Source organism: Kouleothrix sp. (assembly GCF_046328425.1).
Classification (GTDB): Bacteria; Chloroflexota; Chloroflexia; order Chloroflexales; family Roseiflexaceae; genus Kouleothrix.
Window position 1 is genome coordinate 139,169 of sequence record NZ_JAXLWP010000012.1, and the last position, 16,721, is coordinate 155,889.

Consider the following 16,721-nt stretch of genomic DNA (forward strand, 5'->3'; position numbering starts at 1 on the left):
GAGTGGGAAGTGCGGGGCTATGCCCCTCACGCTGCCGTAGTATGATCAAACCATCCAGGCTCGTGCAACATCGTGGCCCCTCACCCCCTTCCCCCTCTCCCGCGCGCGGGGAGGGGGATTATTGTTGGCGGTGTGGTGCGGTCGCCGCTGCGACCGCACCGCACCTGCCAATTTGTTCACCCCCTCCCCTGAGAGGGGAGGGGGTAGAGAGAGGGGTCGACAGACTTTGCACGAACCCTGTCAAATCAGCGCCCGTGGTTGCAAAGTTGGTGTATACTCGTGGTGTTTTGAAGATCCGACAGAATTGAGCGCAACGCCACTATGACCGAACCGTCCATTCCCGCCCGGCCGGCTGCGCCAGTGCCCAGCCTGGCGCAAGCCCCTGCCCACGATACGCCATCCGAACACCCGACGAAGCTTGAGGCCAGGCAGTTCAACTTTTACTATGGCGCGTTTCAGGCGCTGCGCGACGTAAGCCTGAGCATGCGCGAGCGCAGCATCACGGCGATCATCGGGCCGTCGGGCTGCGGCAAATCGACGTTTCTGCGCGCGATCAACCGCATGCACGACGCCACCCCCGGCGCGCGCGGCGAGGGGGCTATTCTGCTCGACGGCCAGAACATCTACGGCTCGAATGTCGACCCGGTGCTGCTGCGGCGGCGGATCGGCATGGTCTTCCAGCGCCCGAACGCCTTCGCCAAGTCGATCTTCGACAATGTCGCGTATGGCCTGCGCGTGGCCGGCTGGAGCAGCCGCCAGCGCATCGCCGAGCGTGTCGAGCAGGCGCTGCACCAGGCCGCGCTGTGGGACGAGGTGAAGGATCGGCTGGCCGGCTCGGCGCTGGGGCTCTCGGGCGGGCAGCAGCAGCGCCTGTGCATCGCCACGCAGTGCGCCGAACCCCGAGGTGCTGCTGATGGACGAGCCGTGCTCGGCGACCCGATCGCCACGCCAGATCGAGCTGATGATGGACCTGCGCCGCGAGTACACGATCGTGATTGGCACGAAAGCGCACAACATGCAGCAGACGCCCCGCGCCTCCGACGAGACCGTGTTTATGCTGATGGATCCGGCCACGCGCGCCGGCCAGCTGATCGAGTTCGGCCTGACCAACCGGATCTTCCGCGGCCGCGCGACAAGCCTCACCCGGGGACTACGTGACCGGGCGTTTTCGGCTAGCTGGCCTCGGCCGTGTGCGTACAGAATTGCGCGAACCGGTGGCAATTACCACCCGGTTCGCGCTGTTTCTGGCGCACCTGCCTGCTGCTTTCGTGCTATTCAGCGAACAGCTCAGGCATGCGCTCGCCATGTCGCGCCCAGGCGCTGCTGTCTCGGCGCGAGTGCGGCGGTACGCCTCGCTGGCCAGCCGGTGGTCGATCCTCGCGTTGCGGCGCTCAGTCTCGCAGCGGGGCGCATTGCCGATCGCGGCTTCGACTTAATACAGCTGTGGGCGATCGTCCTGGCGCTCGCCCGCAACGCTGGCGGCGGCGAAGCAGGCGCCGCAGGTCGGCCAGCAACTCGCTGGGGGTGCTATCGGCCTCGGCGCCGCCGCGCGAGAGCAGCTGAACCCGCAGGCGCATGCTCGCCGCCGTGCTGCTCGATCAGCCACCGCCGCAGCGTGCGCTTATACGGCCGCCTGCCGCCACCTCGCACTCCCAGCGGCGCGCCAGCGCAGCGCCCGGGCGGCTACCGCCTGCTCGCTGCGCGCGTAGGTTTGTTCGAGCTCACCTGCCGGGGGATGTGCGCGGCCAGCAGCTCGTCGGCGAAGAACGAAATCGCCCGCGCAGCTGCTCGAGCGTCGCGATCAGGCGCCGCGACTCGGCCAGGGTTTCCGTCAGGGCCAACGTGGTGTTCATCACCGGGGTCTCCTCTCCAATCGTGCGTTCGAACCTGATCATAGCCGCATATGGCGCCCGCGTCATAGTACTTGCGTCGCCTCTGGCCATGGGCCGGGTGCTTGACACGCGGCGCGCGCGGCATTGCCTGTCAGCGCTGCATGTTGCCGATGTTCGCGCCGGAGCGACGATGAAAACAGTGCTGGGCTCGCAATCGGCGCCGCCGCCCGTGGCCGCGACAATGATCACATCTACCGCGGCCACTGATGGATCGCGCGTCGACGGCTGGCGGCAGCGGATCGATAACCCTACCAACGGGCGATCGTGACCGCCGGCACGTCCATGAGCTTACCCTGAGCGACGAGACACGCTCGCACGCAGGCGCTGCTGCTGGTGATGCTGTTCGTGATTATGTTCCTGGTGGTCGAGGCGCGGCGGACGCGCTACTACGACCTGTGGAGCAACTGGCTGCGCCTGCTCGAAACCGAGTACCTGGCGCATTTACAAGATAACAGCGTACCGCAAACAGGCACCTGGCAAGAGCTGCTGGTGCGCGACCTGGCCTACCCACTTCAAGGCTGCCGCTCGGCAAGATGCTCCAGCGCCGCCTGCGCGACCACTACATGGCGATCTGGCTGACTTTCTGCTCGGCTCGTGGCTGCACAAACTGCTGCAGCATTCAGCCAACAGCCCGGCCTGCCGCGCCGACACCCTGGCATGCCGCCACGGTCAGGCCGGTGCCGGTCAGGCTGTGCTGGTGGTGGTGGGCTGCTTCCGTGGTGCTGGTGGCTTGCGACGCTGCTGGCTACTCGTCGCGCGACCCGACGATCGAGATCCTGTCGCGCGAGCATACACTGCAGAAGATCGTCTCGCCGCTACAGCAGCCGGTAAGCCGCCTGCATTGGCCTGGCAGTATGCCACTGGGCGCCGAGCGGCGCGACGAAGACGGTGTCGGCGGTGGAAGACTAGATTGGCGCGGAACGGCGTTTGGCCGAAAGCGCGTTTGTCACTCAATGAACGGCTACCTGACGCTCATCTGACCGGGCGATGTTCCGTACCTGCGCGCCGCCGGGCATGAGCCGACCGGCGAAGACTACTGCACGAAACGATCGCCGACGCGCTGGTTGCCCACGCTGAATGCGCTTTACGACCTGCGCGAGCTTGGGGTGCAGCCGCACGTGGGCCTGGCGGCGTACTCGCCGGTGCTGATCGAGCAGCTGGCCGACAACGTGGTGCAAGCATTCTTTGTGGATGGAGCGCCGGCTGGCGCGACGACCGACGCGGCGGTGACTGGCTGGGAGCGCGAGGGGCGGCCGCACCGCGCCTACCTGGCGCGCTTCACCCTCGAGTGGGGGCGCGGCATTCTTGGCTTCACCGGGCGCTATAATCGCAACCTCGTCGCCGCGCTGCGCGATCTGGCGCCGATGGGCTGGCCGAGCCGCTCAGCAGCGCCGCGACCCACGCCTACCTGCCGCTGTATAGCGCACCGCCTCGCGGCGCGCCCGGAACGTGGGCGCGCTGGCGATCACCCGGCGCCTGGGGGCGCGCCCGCACGGCCTGTGGCTGCCCGAGTGCGGCTACAGCCCCGCGGCGCCGAGCCGCTGGTGCGGCCGGCGGCAGCCGCTACCTGATCGTCGATCCGTCGAGCGTGACGCGCGCCGACGTGCCGCACCTGCGCCCGCGCTGGCTGGCGGCGCGCCAGCTCGCCGTGCTGGTGCGCGACCCCGAGGCCGCCGCCCAGATCATGGCGCCCACGCTTGGTGCCGCCGGCGACCCGCTGTACCGCGCGCGCCGCGACGCGACGCGCGATCGGGGCTGGCGCTGTGGCGCAGCGGCCTGGTGGTGAGGCCGAGACGCTGTACGACCCCTACGATGCCTTCCGGCGCGCTCGGGAGCACGCGGTGCACTTCAGTAAGCTTTGTGGCCGCCGAGCGAGCGCTTCCGCGAGCGCCACGACCGGCCGGGCATTGCCGGTGGTTCCGCTCGACCTCGACGTACTCGGGCGCGGCTGGTTCGAAGGCCCGACCTGGCTGCGCGCGATGATCGAGGCGTTCGCCGAGCGCCGATCGCTGGCGCTCACCACGCCTCTGGCCTACCTGCAGAGCCTGCGCCCGCGCTTCAGCGTGACATTGCGCGACGGCTCGTGGGCCGCAGGCGACTACCACCGGCCGTGGGATGCGCCGGCCGCGCGCCGCTGCGCCAGGCGATCGCCGAGGTTGAAGACCGACCGAGATGCTGGTGCGGCGCTTTCCAAATGCGCCAGGGCGACACCGAGCGCGCGCTGTCGCAGGCGGTGCGCGAGCTGCTGCTGGCGCAGTCGGCGACTGGCCGCTGCTGCTGAGCCGCAGGCCTGACGCCGAGGCGATCCGCCGCCCGCGCGAGCACCTGCTGCGCTGCGACGGCAATGCCCCGCTGGCCGAGGCTGCAGATTGGTCGGAAGAAGACTGCGCCTTTCTCGACGCGGTTGAGGAGTGGGACAACCCGTTCCCGATGCTTAACTACCGCGTCTTCGCCGACTGATACGCTCTTCGGCGATCATCGCCTGGGACGTATTGCACTGCATGGCTTCGCCACGCAGTGCAATACGAGATGTGCAGTTTTTCCGCGCAGAGCGCGGAGAAAAGGCTGCACGCGACTTCTGGAGAAGAGTACCGCGAAAGCAGTTTAGTGTTCGGCCTGCATCTGCGCGGCCACCGTGGCGGCAAGCGGGTCGGCGCTGGCGCTCAGGGCCGCGGCCACCCCGGCGCGGTCGGCGGCGTCGCGGTTCTGGCTGAGCTTGCTCTTGCCCTCAAGCCGCGTGATCGCCAGCTCAAACCCAACCACGCCGCGCAGCATCCGCTCCATGTAATTCTCGGGCAGATCCATCCGCCACGGCCGCTCGAACCCGGACTCGTGCGTCTCGACCAGGCGCCGCATCATGGCGTACAGCTCGGCGCGGTCGTCGACAATGCGCGCCGTGCCGTAGGCGTGCACGATCGAGTAGTTCCAGGTGGGCACGCTCGGCGCGCTGGCGTACCACGACGGCGAGATGTAGGCGTGCGCTCCCTGAAAAATCACCAGCGCCTCGCCACCGGCCGCGAGGTCGTGCCACTGCGGGTTGGGCCGGGCCAGGTGCGCTAGTAGCGTGCCGTACGGGCCGCGCGCTTTGTCCAGCAGGAACGGCAGGTGTGTGGCGAATGGCGCGCCGCCGTGCTGCGTCACCAGGATGGCGAAATTGTGCTGGCGCATCAGCGCGTGCATGCCGGCGATATCGCTGGTTTCAAAGTGCCGGGGGTTGTACATGGCGTTCAGTTCCTCTTATGATGCCAGCTCTAAAGGCTACTGCGCCGGGGCGTTGCTGTACTCGGCTGGCGCGAAAAACACCAGGATCGCCAGCTCTTCGGCGATATCGTGAAAGCGGTGCTCGTCGTGCGCTTTCACATACACCAGGCTGCCCGGCCCAACCGGCTGGCTCGCGCCCGCGACGAAGATCTGGCCGCGCCCGCGCACAATATAGTACAGCTCGTCCTCGCTGTGCGGCTGCTGTGGGTCGCTCGCGCCGGCCGGCAGCACATACAGCCCGGCGCTCATGGCCGGCACGCGCAGGAACTCGAGGTAGGCGCGCCCGCCCTGGCCCTGCTGGGCGAGCAGGTCGTCGATCGCGAAAGCCTCCATAGCGCAATCCTTTCTGATGCTAGGCGGTTTCAGTCCTGCGCCTGGTAGGCGCGCAGATACTCGGGCAGCGGCACGTCCGGCGCAAGCTCCGGCTCGGGGATGGGCGTGCCGGCGGCCTGGTGCAGCGGCAGCACGCCGGCCCACACCGGCAGCTCGAGGTCGCTGGTGGCGTCTTTTGGCGGGCCGGTGCGGATCTTGGCCGTGGCGCTGTCGATCGGCACCACCACGATCGCGGTCTGCCGCAGCTCGGCCTGGCTGGGCGGCCGTGCGTCGCGCCAGCGGCCGGGGATGAGCCGCTCGGTGAAGACCTCAAGCGCGCGCAGGCGCTCGGCCTCGCCCTCGATCGGCTGGCCGCGCCCGAACAGCACCGCCGAGCGGTAGTTCACCGAATGGTTGAACACCGAGCGCGCCAGCACAATGCCGTCGAGCAGCGTGATCGTGATGCACAGCTCGCCGCCGGCCTCGGCGTACCTGAGCAGCCGGCTGCTGCTGGCGCCATGGAGCAGGATGCTATCGCCCTCGCGCGCGTGCAGCATTGGAATCACGAACGGCTGGCCTTCGTCGACGAACCCGACGTGGCAGATCAGCGCCGCGTCGACGATCGGGTAGATGCTCGCGGCGTCGTAGCGGCCGCGCTCGGGGTGGCGTTTCACCTGGCTGCGGCTGGTTTTGGCGAATGTCTCCTGCATGGCTGGCCCTTTCTGGTGGCGGCTCGGCTGGTCGGCGGCCTGCCGCCGCGCGGCTCCGGCCGTGGTATGGTTTGTGCAATGAAACAGGTGTTCGGCTTTCGCCGACGATTGTATTCACCCAAAGGTGAGGTGCGCTATGACCAACAAAAAGCACAGCGCCGATGCGCCACGGCGCGCCGGCGATACGAGCCAGGCCGACGCGCTTGAGCAGGGCAACACCGTCAAGGATCCCGACGAGTGGACCACTGGCGACGAGCCGATGACCGGCGCGCAGCGCTCGTACCTTAAAACGCTCTCCGACGAGGCCGGCGAGCCGTTCGACGAGACGCTCTCGAAGGCCGAAGCCTCGAAGCGCATCGACGAGCTGCAGCACAAAACCGGGCGTGGCCTGAACGACCAGGCGCGCTAGAACCGATCGCGTGCCAGCGCGGCGGGCGGGGAGCATTGCTGCCTGCCCGTCGCGCTGTTTTAGCATAGCCGATCATTGGTTTGACGCAAGCGCCACTTTTCGCTAATGTGGGGGTGCCATTTTGCGAAAGGGGGCGTATGTTCGAACCACTCCTCACGCTCGACCCGGCCGCGCCGTCGCCGCTGCACCGCCAGCTCTACGAGGCGCTGCGCGCGGCGATCTTAGGCGGCCGGCTGCCGGCTGGTTCGCGGCTGCCGGCGACGCGCGGGCTGGCGGCGCGGCTGGCGATCTCGCGCAATACCGTGCTTGAGGCTTACGCCCAGCTGCTCGCGGAAGGCTATGTCGAAGGCCGTGTTGGCTCGGGCACCTACGTGGCGCGCGTTTTGCCCGAAGATCTGCTGGCCGCCTCGCCCGCCGAGCGGCCGGTGACCACCCCGCCGCGCCGCCCGGCTGGGCTGCTCTCGCGGCGCGGCGCGCGCCTGATTGCCGCACCCGTGGCCACGCCCGGCGCCGCGCCCGAGCAGCCCGTGATCTCGTTTCGGCCCGGCCAGCCGGCCTTCGACGCATTTCCATTCGACGTATGGTGGCGCATGGTCGAGCGGCGCTGGCGCCAGCCGCCGCGCGAGCTGCTGAGCTATGGCGACCCGGCGGGCTACCTGCCGCTGCGCGAGGCGATCGCCGGCTACCTGCGCTCGGCGCGGGCGGTGCGCTGCGACGCGCGCCAGGTGGTGATCGTCAGCGGCTCGCAGCAGGCGCTCGACCTGGCCGCGCGGCTGCTGCTCGACGAAGGCGACGCGGCGTGGGTCGAGGACCCGGGCTACCACGGCGCGCGCGCCGCGCTGGCTGGCGCGGGGGCGCGCTGCATTGCCGTTCCGATCGACGCCGAAGGGCTGGATGTGGCGGCCGGGGCGGCGCGCGCGCCGGCGGCGCGGCTCGCGTATGTCACGCCCTCGCACCAGTACCCGCTCGGCGTGACGATGAGCCTGGCGCGGCGGCTGGCGCTGCTCGAGTGGGCCGAGCGCGCGGGCGCCTGGGTGCTCGAAGACGACTACGATAGCGAGTATCGCTACGCCGGGCGGCCGCTGGCCTCGCTGCAGGGGCTCGACCGCGCCGGCCGGGTGTGCTATGTCGGCACCTTCTCGAAGGTGCTGTTTCCCTCGCTGCGGCTGGGCTACCTGGTGGCGCCACCCGATCTGGCCGGCGCCTTTGCCGCCGCTCGCGCGGTGGTCGATCGGCACGCCCCGACGGTCGAGCAGGCCGCGCTGGCCGATTTCATCGCCGAGGGCCACTTCGCGCGGCATATCCGGCGCATGCGCGCGCTGTACGCCGAGCGCCAGGCCGCGCTGGTGGCGGCCACGCGCGAGCACCTGGCCGGCGCGCTGGCGCTTGCGCCGGCCGAGGCGGGCATGCATCTGGTGGGCTGGCTGCCCGCCGGCGCCGACGACCTGGCGGCCTCGGCGCGCGCTGCCGCCGCGGGTGTCGAGGCGCCGGCACTGGCGCGCTATGTGCTCGAGACGCCGCGGCCGGGCGGGCTGCTGCTGGGATATACCGCGCTCGACGCGATGCAGATTGGCGCGGGCGTGCGGCGCCTGGCCGCAGCGCTGGCCGCCACAGGCTAGCACGCGGCGCTGCAACATATTCGCAACATCGGCGCAACATGGCCATGGTACACTGCGTCATGCCGCGAGGGGACGCGGCACACGCCATTTTTTCCACGACGACCGCATCCATAGTGTCGGTGTAGACACACAAAGCAATCGCTGCACGAGAAGGGAGCGCCACATGGCCGATGTCACCGTTCAGTCGTACTTCGAAGAGCTTATTCCGCAGCAGTATGCCGCCGCAGTTGCGGCCGCGCCCGACACCGCCAACGCACAGCCGCCGCTTACGGCGGTTGTTGAGATCAGTGGCGAGAATGGCGGCACCTACACCCTGCGCTCGGCCGGGCCGCAGGTTGAGGTGCTGCCGGGCGCGGTGAGCGATCCCGACTTGCTCGTGCAGATGAGCTACGACTCCTGGCGCGCGGTGGCCAGCGACGGCGCAACCGATACGTTTGTCGATTTTGTGCAGCGCGGAAAGGTGAGCGTTGTGCAAAACCTCAAGGGCACGGTCAACCTCGACCTGACACGCTCGGACGGAAGCTCGTGGGAAAGCACGATGGTGTTCAGCAACCAGCCCGAGCCGACGCTGACAATGCGCATGACCGCCGACGATTACCAGGCCATGCTGCGCGGCGACCTGAATGGCCAGATGGCGTTCATGACCGGCAAGCTCAAGTTCGAAGGCAGCCTGCCGCTGCTGATGCAGATCGGCGCGCTGGCTTCGTGATAGGCTCGTGCGATGCTCGGGCGGCAGGCTGGCTTTGCGCTGAGTATCGCCTTTGCACCCTGCGCGCAACCCGCCGATCTTGTCACGAGCAGACCCCTCTAAGGATAGGAGATACCAATGATCTCTTTTACGCCTAATGATGAGCAGCAGCTGATCATCGAGACGGTGCGGCGCTACGCCACCGAGCGGGTGCGCCCGGCCGCCCACGACGCCGACGAGCACGGCGCCACCCCGCCCGAGCTGATCGCCACCGGCTGGGAGCTGGGCCTGCTGCCGAGCGCGATACCCGAGGCGTACGGCGGCTTTGGCGACGAGCACTCGGCGGTGACGGGCGTGCTGGCGGCCGAGGAGCTGGCCTACGGCGACCTGCCGATGAGCATGTACCTGCTGGCGCCGAACCTGTTCGGCATCCCGCTGCTGCACTGCGGCACCGACGAGCAGAAGAAGAAGTGGCTGCCCAGGCTCACCGACGCCAACTTCGTGCCGGCTACCGCCGCGCTGATCGAGCCGCACTGGGACTGGAGCCCGCACGCGCTGAGCACCACCGCCGAGCGCGCGCAGAATAGCTATGTGCTGAATGGCCACAAGGCGTTTGTTCCGCTGGCCGCCGACGCCGAGATGATGCTGGTGTACGCCCGCGAGAGCGGCGCCACGCAGGCGTTTGTCGTCGAGAAAGGCGCCAGCGGCGTGACGGTGCTTGAGCGCGAGAAGAACATGGGCCTGCGCGCGCTGCCGACGTACGAGGTGAAGCTCGAGGATGTGCGCGTGCCGCGCGACGCGCGGCTGGGCGGCGACGCCGGCTGCAACATCGACCTGCTGCTGAACTACTCGCGCGTGGCGCTGGCCTCGTTTGCGGTGGGCGTGGCGCGCGGCGCGTTTGAGTACGCGCGCGATTACGCCAAGCAGCGCGAAACCTTCGGCCGCCCGATCGCGCAGTACCAGTCGATCGCGTTTATGCTGGCCGAGATGGCGATCGAGATCGACGCGGCGCGCCTGATGGCCTGGGAGGCCGCCTGGACGCTTGACCAGAACAAAGACGCGACGCAGACGGCTGTGCTGGCCAAGCAGTACGCCGACGAGGCCGTGCTGTTTGTGACCGACCGGGCCGTGCAGGTGCTGGGCGGGCACGGCTACATCCGCGAGCACCCGGTCGAGCGCTGGCTGCGCAATGGCCGCGGCTTCACCACGTTCCTCGGGATGGCGATGATTTAATGGTTGAAGGTTGAACCGCTAGAATGTTCCAGGTTGCGCAACAAGGCGATGCAGTAATCTGCAGCCCTTTAACCTGCCAACCTTCAACAATGGAGTTATGACATGATCGATTTCGAGCTTCCCACCCCGATCGAGCGCCAGATGCAGCTGCTGACGATGCTCGGCGAGCAAGTGATGCGCCCGGTGGCGCGCTACTACGACGAGCACGAGGGCGAGCGGCCGTGGGACTATATTAATATGATCTGGCAGACGGTGCGCGCCCAGGGCGGCCGCACGCTGTCGGTGTCGAGCGAGAAGAGCAGCTCGAGCGGTGAGAAGAAGCCGCGCATCGGCAACCTGCTGATGATCCACACCGTCGAGGCGCTCTCGTGGGGCGATGCCGGGCTGTACCTCAGCACCCCCGGCGGCGCGCTGGGCGGCGCGGCGGTGGAGGCCACCGGCACCCCCGAGCAGAAGGAGCGCTTCCTGAAGCGCTTTGCCGAGGGCGAGCCGAAGTGGGGCGCTATGGCCATGACCGAGCCGCACGCCGGGTCGGACACCGCCTCGATCCGCACCACCGCGCGCCTCACCGACGACGGCAAGCAGTGGATCCTGAACGGCGAGAAGATCTTTGTCACCAGCGGCCTGATGGCCGCGAAGGAGTCGCCGGGCTTTGTGGTGGTGTGGGCCACCGTCGACCCTTCGGCCGGCCGCGCGGGCATGAAGCCGTTCGTGGTCGAGTCGGGCACGCCGGGCATGACCGTGGCCAAGCTCGAGCACAAGCATGGCATCCGCGCCTCCGACACGGCGGCGATCGTGTTTCAAGACTGCCGCATTCCCTACGACAACATCCTCGGCAGCGCCGAGGTGGCGCGCGCCAGCGATGCCGAGGGCGCGCCCAAGGGCTTCCGCGGCGCCATGAAGACGTTTGACGCCACGCGGCCGGCGGTGGCTGCCGGCGCCATGGGCATCAGCCGGGCGACGCTTGAGTTCACCGCTAAATACCTGAAGGATCGCGGCGTCAAGGTGCGCTATGGCGTGCCGCTGCACCAGCAGACGGCGATCGAGCGCGACCTGCTGCAGATGGAAGCGCAGCACCGCGCGGCCTGGCTGATGGTGCTGAAAGCTGCCGCCAAGATGGACGCCGGCGAGGAAAATACGCTCGAGGCCTCGATGTGCAAGGTGAAGGCCGGCGCGGTGGCAAACTTCGTGGCGCAGAAGGCAGTCGAGCTGCTCGGGCCCGAGGGCTACTCGTGCAAGCTGCTGGTGGAGAAGTGGATGCGCGACGCGCGTATCAACGACATCTACGAGGGCACCGGCCAGATCAACCGCCTGGTGGTGGCGCGCCGCCTGCTGGGCTACAGCAGCAAAGAGCTGCGCTAGGCTGCCTGCAGGGGCATTTGCCCGGCCGCACGTGCTTCGCCCGCATGCGCGAATACTAGTATGACTTACGCAGTTGGCGCCTTCAGCCTTCGGCAGAGCGGTACTATGCTCCGTATCGTGGGCGGTTTTCCGCGCGGAGCGCAAAAACCCCCCACGGAAGATGAACACGTACCATCTTACGCGCTGCGCGTTTTTGCCTTCGGCAGAGCGGTACTTTTTCCTGGATGATGCTCAGATTGTGGCGCAAAGCGCCACAATCTGAGCACATAGCTGCCGCAGGCAGAAACAAGGCCATATCGCAGGCGACCGCGTATGCCCTGTGAATGAATGCTACAATAGCCTGCATGCGAACTATCCGAATTCTTGTGACCGGCGGCGGGAGCAGCGGCCATATCAGCCCGGCGCTGGCGATCATCGACGCGGCGCGCGAGCTGGCTACGGCCGCCGGCTGCCAGCCAGTGTTCCGCTACGTCGGCGGCCGGCGCGGCATCGAGCAGGGGATTGTCGCGGCGGCCGGGCTGGATTTTGTGGGCATCGAGACGGGCAAGCTGCGGCGCTACTTCAGCCTGGAAAACGCGACCGACGCGCTGCGCGTGCCGGTGGGCGTGGCCCAGGCGCTGGCGCTGGTGTGGCGCTTCGCGCCCGATGTCGTCCTGAGTACCGGCGGGTATGTCGGCGTGCCGCCGGTGCTCGCGGCCTGGCTGCTGCGCCGGCCGATCCTCACCCACGAGCAGACGGTGCAGATCGGCCTGGCCAACCGCATCACCGCGCGCTTCGCTACGCGCATTGCGCTTTCGTTTGCGAGCGCCGCCGCCGAGCTGCCGCCCGCGCTGCGCGCGCGCACGCTGGTGACGGGCAACCCCGTACGGCCGGCGATCTTTGGCGGCGACCGAGCCACCGGCGCGCGGCTGGCCGGCTTCGCGCCCGGCGACGACGCGCTGCCGGCGGTGTATGTAACCGGCGGCAGCCAGGGCGCGCGCGTGATCAACCGCGCGGTCGAGGCGGCGCTGCCCGAGCTGCTGGCCGAGTGCCGGATCGTGCACCAGTGCGGCCGCCAGCCCGAGGGCGACGAGCAAGACTACGACCGGCTGGAGCGGGCCGCGGCGCTGCTGCCCGAGCCGCTGCGGCGGCGCTACTACCTCACGCGCTTTGTCGGCGACGAGATCCGGCACGTGTTCGCGCTGGCCGACCTGGTGGTCGGGCGCGCCGGCGCCGGCACGATCGCCGAGATCTGCGTGCTGGGCAAGCCGGCGCTGTATGTGCCGCTGGTGCCGACCGGCGGCGACGAGCAGACGCGCAACGCGCGTATGTGCGCGCAGGCCGGCGCGGCGGCGATCATCCCGCAGGCCGAGCTGAGCGGGCCGCGGCTGCTGGCCGATCTGCGCGGGCTGCTGGCCGACCGGGCGCGGCTGGACGCGATGGGCCGCGCGGCGCTCGCGCTGGGCCGGCCCGAGGCCGCGCGCGAAGTGGCGCGCGCGCTGCTGGCGCTGGCAGGCGCCAGGATATGACGAGGTCGCATGGCTAAATCAACTGTTCTGGAAGTGATCGACCGCGCGGCGCTTGGCGACGCCGAGCTGGCGCAGGTGCGCCGGCTGGCCGAGGCTAGCCAGGCCGCCGGGCATGGCGAGGCACGGCTGGTGTGGGATGCGCTGCGCGTCGCCGGCGATGTGCCCAACCAGTTCCTGGCGTACCAGCGCGGCCGGCTGGTGGGCTTTCTAAATGTCGAGGGCCTGGGCGACGACGAGGCCGAGGCCACCGGGCTGATCGACCCGGCCGCCACGCCCGAGCCGATCGGCGGCAGGCTTGTCGACGCGGCGCGAGCGGCGTGCCGCGCGCAGGGCAGCAGCACGCTGATCGTGGCGGCCGACCAGCGCGCGCGACCGCTGATCGACGCGCTTGTGGCGCTCGGCGCGACGCGCCGGTTTGCCGAGCACAAGCTGCGGCGCGCGAGCACCGGCGCGCTGGCGCTGCCCGCCTCTGAGCTTGAGATCGCCGACGCAGCCGCCGACGACGCCGGGGCGATTGCCGAGATTCTGGCGGCGGATATGGGCATCGACCCGGCCGGCATCGCCGCGCATATCGCCAGCAACATGCGCCGGCCAAACTACCACTACTACATTGCCCGGCACGCGGGCGCGGCCGCCGGCACCGCGAATGTGCAGCTGCTCAATGGCGACGCCTACATCTACGGCCTGGTGGTGCAGCCCGAGTACCGCGGCCGCGGCTACGGCCGCGGGCTGATCGTGCGCACGCTGGCCGACCTGGCCGCGCGCGGCGATGCGCCAATGTACATCGAGGTCGAGACCGAGAATACGCCGGCATATACGCTCTACCGCTCGCTTGGGTTCGAGCACGTGGCGACATTTGACTACTATGGGGTCGCTTTGGCCCCGTAGCTCTCGGCGCGATTGCGCTTTTTTGCTGGATGGATTGTAGGGCCAATACGCTTCAAATAGCCACAAAGACCCCAAAGGCTCAAAGAATATATGGCTGCAGCACGCCTTCGAGACTTTGTGTCTTTGTGGCAAACGTATATGCCCACTGTATTTGAAGGGTATTGATTTTAGGGCAACCTGCAAGGTTCGCCTGAACGGGGGCATGGGGGCGAAGCGCCCCGACAGGTACAGGCGAAGGCACCAGGATAGCGAGCTATCAAAGGAGATACCATGACCCAACCGATTACCAAAGTCGCCGTGATTGGGGCGGGCACTATGGGCGGCGGTATCGCCGCGCACGCCGCCAACGCCGGCTGTCAGGTGGTGCTGCTCGATATCGCGCCAAACGAGCTGACGCCCGAAGAGCAGGCGAAGGGCCTGACGCTCGAGTCGAAGGCGGTGCGCAACCGGATCGTCACAATGCTGTTCGACCGCGTGAAGAAAGCCCGGCCGGCTGCGCTGTTCACGCCCGAGCGCGCCGAGCAGATCACGCTCGGCAACCTGACCGACGACCTGGGGCTGATCGCCGACGCCGACTGGATCGTCGAGGTGATCGTCGAGCAGCTCGAGCCCAAGCGCGCGCTGATGGAGCGCATCGAGCAGGTGCGCAAGCCCGGCAGCATTGTGTCGTCGAACACCAGCGGCATCCCGATTGCCGCGATCGCCGAGGGGCGCTCGGAAGAGTTCCGCCGGCACTTTCTGGGCACGCACTTCTTCAACCCGCCGCGCTACCTGTATTTGCTCGAGGTGATCCCCACGCCCGATACCGCGCCCGAGGTCGTGCAGGCGATCAGCAGCTTCGCCGACCGCCGCCTGGGCAAGGGCGTGGTGCTGGCCAAGGATCGCCCGAACTTCATCGCCAACCGCATCGGCACCTACAGCGGCCAGGTGCGCGTAAGCTACGCGCTCGAGCACGGCTACTCGGTCGAGGAGGTCGATAGCCTGACCGGCGAGCTGATCGGCAACCCCAAAACCGCCACCTTCCGGCTGTTCGACCTGGTGGGCATCGACGTGCCGGTGCACGTGACGCGCAACCTGTACGCGGCCGTGCCCGACGACGAAGAGCGCGAGGCGTTCACGCTGCCGCCGCTGCTCGAAGACATGGTGGCGCGCGGCTGGCTGGGCAATAAGTCGGGCGTTGGCTTCTACAAGCAAGAGAAGGGCGCCGGCGGCAAGGAGTTCTGGCCGCTGAACGTGCAGACCATGCAGCACGAGCCGCCCAAGAAGCCGCGCTTCGAGCTAGTGGGCAAGGCCCGCAAGATCGAGGATCTGCGCGCCCGGCTGCGCTTCATTATGGATAACGCCGACATCGACCGCGCCGGCCAGTTTCTGCGCGAGACGACGCTGAAGACGCTGGCGTACACCGCGCGGCGCATTCCCGAGATCAGCGACTCGATCGCCGATGTCGATAACGCGATGCGCTGGGGCTTCGGCCAGCAGCTTGGCCCGTTCCAGATGTGGGACGCGCTGGGCTTGCGCAAGGCCGCCGGCATGATGAAGGAACGCGGCATCGCGCAGGCGCCGTGGGTTGAGCAGATGCTCGCGAATGGCTTCGAGTCGTTCTACCAGAGCGAGGGCGGCCGGGTGGTGGGCGTGTACGACGCGGCGGCGGGCGCCTATGCGCCGCTGGCGCGCCCCACCGGCGTGATCGTGCTCGACGACCTGCGCGCGCAGGGCAAGGAGCTGGCGCGCAACGAGAGCGCCAGCGTGCTCGACCTGGGCGACGGCGTGCTGTGCTTTGAGTTCCACTCCAAAGTCAACTCGCTCGACCCGCTGATCATGGAGATAGGCTTCAAGGCGCTTGAGCTGCTGAAAGACGACAGGTGGGCCGGCATGGTGATCGGCAACCAGTCGAGCGATTTCTGCGCCGGCGCGAACCTGGGCATTGTGATGATGGGCGTGGCCAGCGGCCAGGCCGAGCAGGTGAGCCAGTTCACGCGCGGGATGCAGGATCTGTTCATGCGCTTCCGCACCAGCGCCAAGCCGGTGGTGGCCGCGCCGTACGGCCGGGTGCTGGGCGGCGGCGCCGAGATCTCGCTGGCCAGCTCGCGCCGGGTGGTGGCGGCCGAAACCTACATCGGCCTGGTCGAGGCTGGCGTGGGCATTGTGCCGGGCTGGGGCGGCTGCAAAGAGTTCGTGCGCCGCCAGGTGTCGCCGCACATGGCCGCGCCGGGCACCGACGCGCTGCCGTACTTCCAGAAAGCCTTCGAGACGATCGCCATGGCGAAGGTGGCCGAGAGCGCCGAGCAGGGCCGCCAGCTGGGCTTCTTCGACAAAGACGACGTGGTCGTGATGAACAAAGAGCGGCTGATCGGCGAGGCCAAGCAGGTGGTGCTCGAGATGACCGCCGCGGGCTACGCCCCGCCGCCGGCTGGTGGCGAGCCGGTGTACGCGCTGGGCCGGCGCGGCATTGGGGCGGTGTCGGCGGCGCTGCACGGCATGCGCGTGGGCGGCTACGTCAGCGCGCACGATGTGAAGGTGGCAAAGGCGCTGGCGTTCGTGATGAGCGGCGGCGACCTCACCAGCCCGCAATGGGTGACGGAGCAGTACCTGCTGGACCTGGAGTTCGAGGAGAACGCCAAGCTGGTGCTCGAGCCGAAGACCCAGGAACGTATGATGGCGATCTTGCAGACCGGCAAGCCGCTGCGAAACTAGTGATCTCACCACAGAGGCACAGAGGGCACGGAGGTTCTTGTTGATGTAGGACAAACGCAGTTGGCGTGCTTGGCATTCGGCAGAGCGGTACCATGCTGCCACAGGCGCAATTTCGCCGCTCGAGGGAGCCGAAGAGCGCACGTGC

The 16,721-nt window shown here is 68.3% G+C and carries 16 protein-coding genes and 2 pseudogenes; 14 read left to right on the plus strand and 4 right to left on the minus strand.

The features are described 5' to 3' along the window. Positions 1 to 321: 321 nt before the first annotated feature. Positions 322 to 1,169: pseudogene (locus U0177_RS13040) on the plus strand (phosphate ABC transporter ATP-binding protein); the annotation flags it as partial. 552 nt (positions 1,170 to 1,721) lie between these two features. Here U0177_RS13040 and U0177_RS13045 read toward each other — a convergent pair. Next, positions 1,722 to 1,853, minus strand: coding sequence for a hypothetical protein (locus U0177_RS13045; protein WP_409571072.1), 132 nt, complete (start codon positions 1,851 to 1,853; stop codon positions 1,722 to 1,724). A 357-nt stretch (positions 1,854 to 2,210) separates the two neighbouring features. Here U0177_RS13045 and U0177_RS13050 point away from each other — a divergent pair. From U0177_RS13050 to U0177_RS13070, 5 genes and pseudogenes are all read left to right on the plus strand, one after another. After that, positions 2,211 to 2,471, plus strand: a pseudogene (locus U0177_RS13050) (DUF2270 domain-containing protein); the annotation flags it as partial. After that, a complete protein-coding gene (locus U0177_RS13055; RefSeq protein ID WP_409571073.1) occupies positions 2,426 to 2,872 on the plus strand; it encodes a hypothetical protein in 447 nt (148 codons plus the stop codon). The pseudogene U0177_RS13050 and the gene U0177_RS13055, both read left to right, overlap by 46 nt. 84 nt (positions 2,873 to 2,956) lie before the next feature. Next, on the plus strand, positions 2,957 to 3,463 hold the full coding sequence (locus U0177_RS13060; RefSeq protein WP_409571074.1) for a hypothetical protein: 507 nt from the start codon (positions 2,957 to 2,959) through the stop codon (positions 3,461 to 3,463). Between the two features lie 17 nt (positions 3,464 to 3,480). Beyond that, on the plus strand, positions 3,481 to 3,678 hold the full coding sequence (locus U0177_RS13065; protein WP_409571075.1) for a hypothetical protein: 198 nt from the start codon (positions 3,481 to 3,483) through the stop codon (positions 3,676 to 3,678). Positions 3,679 to 4,070: 392 nt separating this feature from the next. Next, entirely contained in the window at positions 4,071 to 4,352 is a 282-nt protein-coding gene (locus U0177_RS13070) for a hypothetical protein (protein ID WP_409571076.1), read from the plus strand. A gap of 144 nt (positions 4,353 to 4,496) precedes the next feature. Here U0177_RS13070 and U0177_RS13075 read toward each other — a convergent pair whose 3' ends face one another. The 3 genes from U0177_RS13075 to U0177_RS13085 are packed head-to-tail and all read right to left on the minus strand — an operon-like array spanning position 4,497 to position 6,175. Continuing rightward, positions 4,497 to 5,114 (minus strand): FMN-binding negative transcriptional regulator, encoded by a 618-nt coding sequence (locus tag U0177_RS13075; protein ID WP_409571077.1) that lies wholly within the window; start codon positions 5,112 to 5,114, stop codon positions 4,497 to 4,499. A 36-nt stretch (positions 5,115 to 5,150) separates the two neighbouring features. Further along, entirely contained in the window at positions 5,151 to 5,486 is a 336-nt protein-coding gene (locus U0177_RS13080) for a cupin domain-containing protein (RefSeq protein WP_409571078.1), read from the minus strand. 29 nt (positions 5,487 to 5,515) lie between these two features. Then, positions 5,516 to 6,175: a pyridoxamine 5'-phosphate oxidase family protein gene (locus tag U0177_RS13085; protein ID WP_409571079.1), complete on the minus strand. Its 660-nt coding sequence runs from the start codon at positions 6,173 to 6,175 to the stop codon at positions 5,516 to 5,518. A gap of 136 nt (positions 6,176 to 6,311) precedes the next feature. Between U0177_RS13085 and U0177_RS13090 the strand changes: the two genes are divergently transcribed. The 8 genes from U0177_RS13090 to U0177_RS13125 all read left to right on the plus strand — a co-directional run bounded on the left by U0177_RS13090 (position 6,312) and on the right by U0177_RS13125 (position 16,576). Then, complete coding sequence (locus U0177_RS13090; protein ID WP_409571080.1) at positions 6,312 to 6,584, plus strand: DUF3072 domain-containing protein; 273 nt, start codon at positions 6,312 to 6,314, stop codon at positions 6,582 to 6,584. 137 nt (positions 6,585 to 6,721) lie between these two features. After that, on the plus strand, positions 6,722 to 8,203 hold the full coding sequence (locus U0177_RS13095; protein ID WP_409571081.1) for a PLP-dependent aminotransferase family protein: 1,482 nt from the start codon (positions 6,722 to 6,724) through the stop codon (positions 8,201 to 8,203). Positions 8,204 to 8,366: 163 nt separating this feature from the next. After that, on the plus strand, positions 8,367 to 8,912 hold the full coding sequence (locus U0177_RS13100) for an SCP2 sterol-binding domain-containing protein (RefSeq protein ID WP_409571082.1): 546 nt from the start codon (positions 8,367 to 8,369) through the stop codon (positions 8,910 to 8,912). Positions 8,913 to 9,029: 117 nt separating this feature from the next. Beyond that, a complete protein-coding gene (locus tag U0177_RS13105; RefSeq protein ID WP_409571083.1) occupies positions 9,030 to 10,124 on the plus strand; it encodes an acyl-CoA dehydrogenase family protein in 1,095 nt (364 codons plus the stop codon). Between the two features lie 102 nt (positions 10,125 to 10,226). Continuing rightward, positions 10,227 to 11,486: an acyl-CoA dehydrogenase family protein gene (locus tag U0177_RS13110; RefSeq protein ID WP_409571084.1), complete on the plus strand. Its 1,260-nt coding sequence runs from the start codon at positions 10,227 to 10,229 to the stop codon at positions 11,484 to 11,486. Positions 11,487 to 11,830: 344 nt separating this feature from the next. Further along, positions 11,831 to 12,994 carry a UDP-N-acetylglucosamine--N-acetylmuramyl-(pentapeptide) pyrophosphoryl-undecaprenol N-acetylglucosamine transferase gene (locus U0177_RS13115; RefSeq protein WP_409571085.1) on the plus strand — a complete coding sequence of 388 codons (1,164 nt, stop codon included), beginning with the start codon at positions 11,831 to 11,833 and terminating at the stop codon, positions 12,992 to 12,994. A gap of 9 nt (positions 12,995 to 13,003) precedes the next feature. After that, on the plus strand, positions 13,004 to 13,882 hold the full coding sequence (locus U0177_RS13120; protein ID WP_409571086.1) for a GNAT family N-acetyltransferase: 879 nt from the start codon (positions 13,004 to 13,006) through the stop codon (positions 13,880 to 13,882). Positions 13,883 to 14,152: 270 nt separating this feature from the next. Further along, positions 14,153 to 16,576, plus strand: a complete 2,424-nt coding sequence (locus U0177_RS13125) for a 3-hydroxyacyl-CoA dehydrogenase NAD-binding domain-containing protein (protein ID WP_409571087.1) — start codon at positions 14,153 to 14,155, stop codon at positions 16,574 to 16,576. Positions 16,577 to 16,721: the final 145 nt, after the last annotated feature.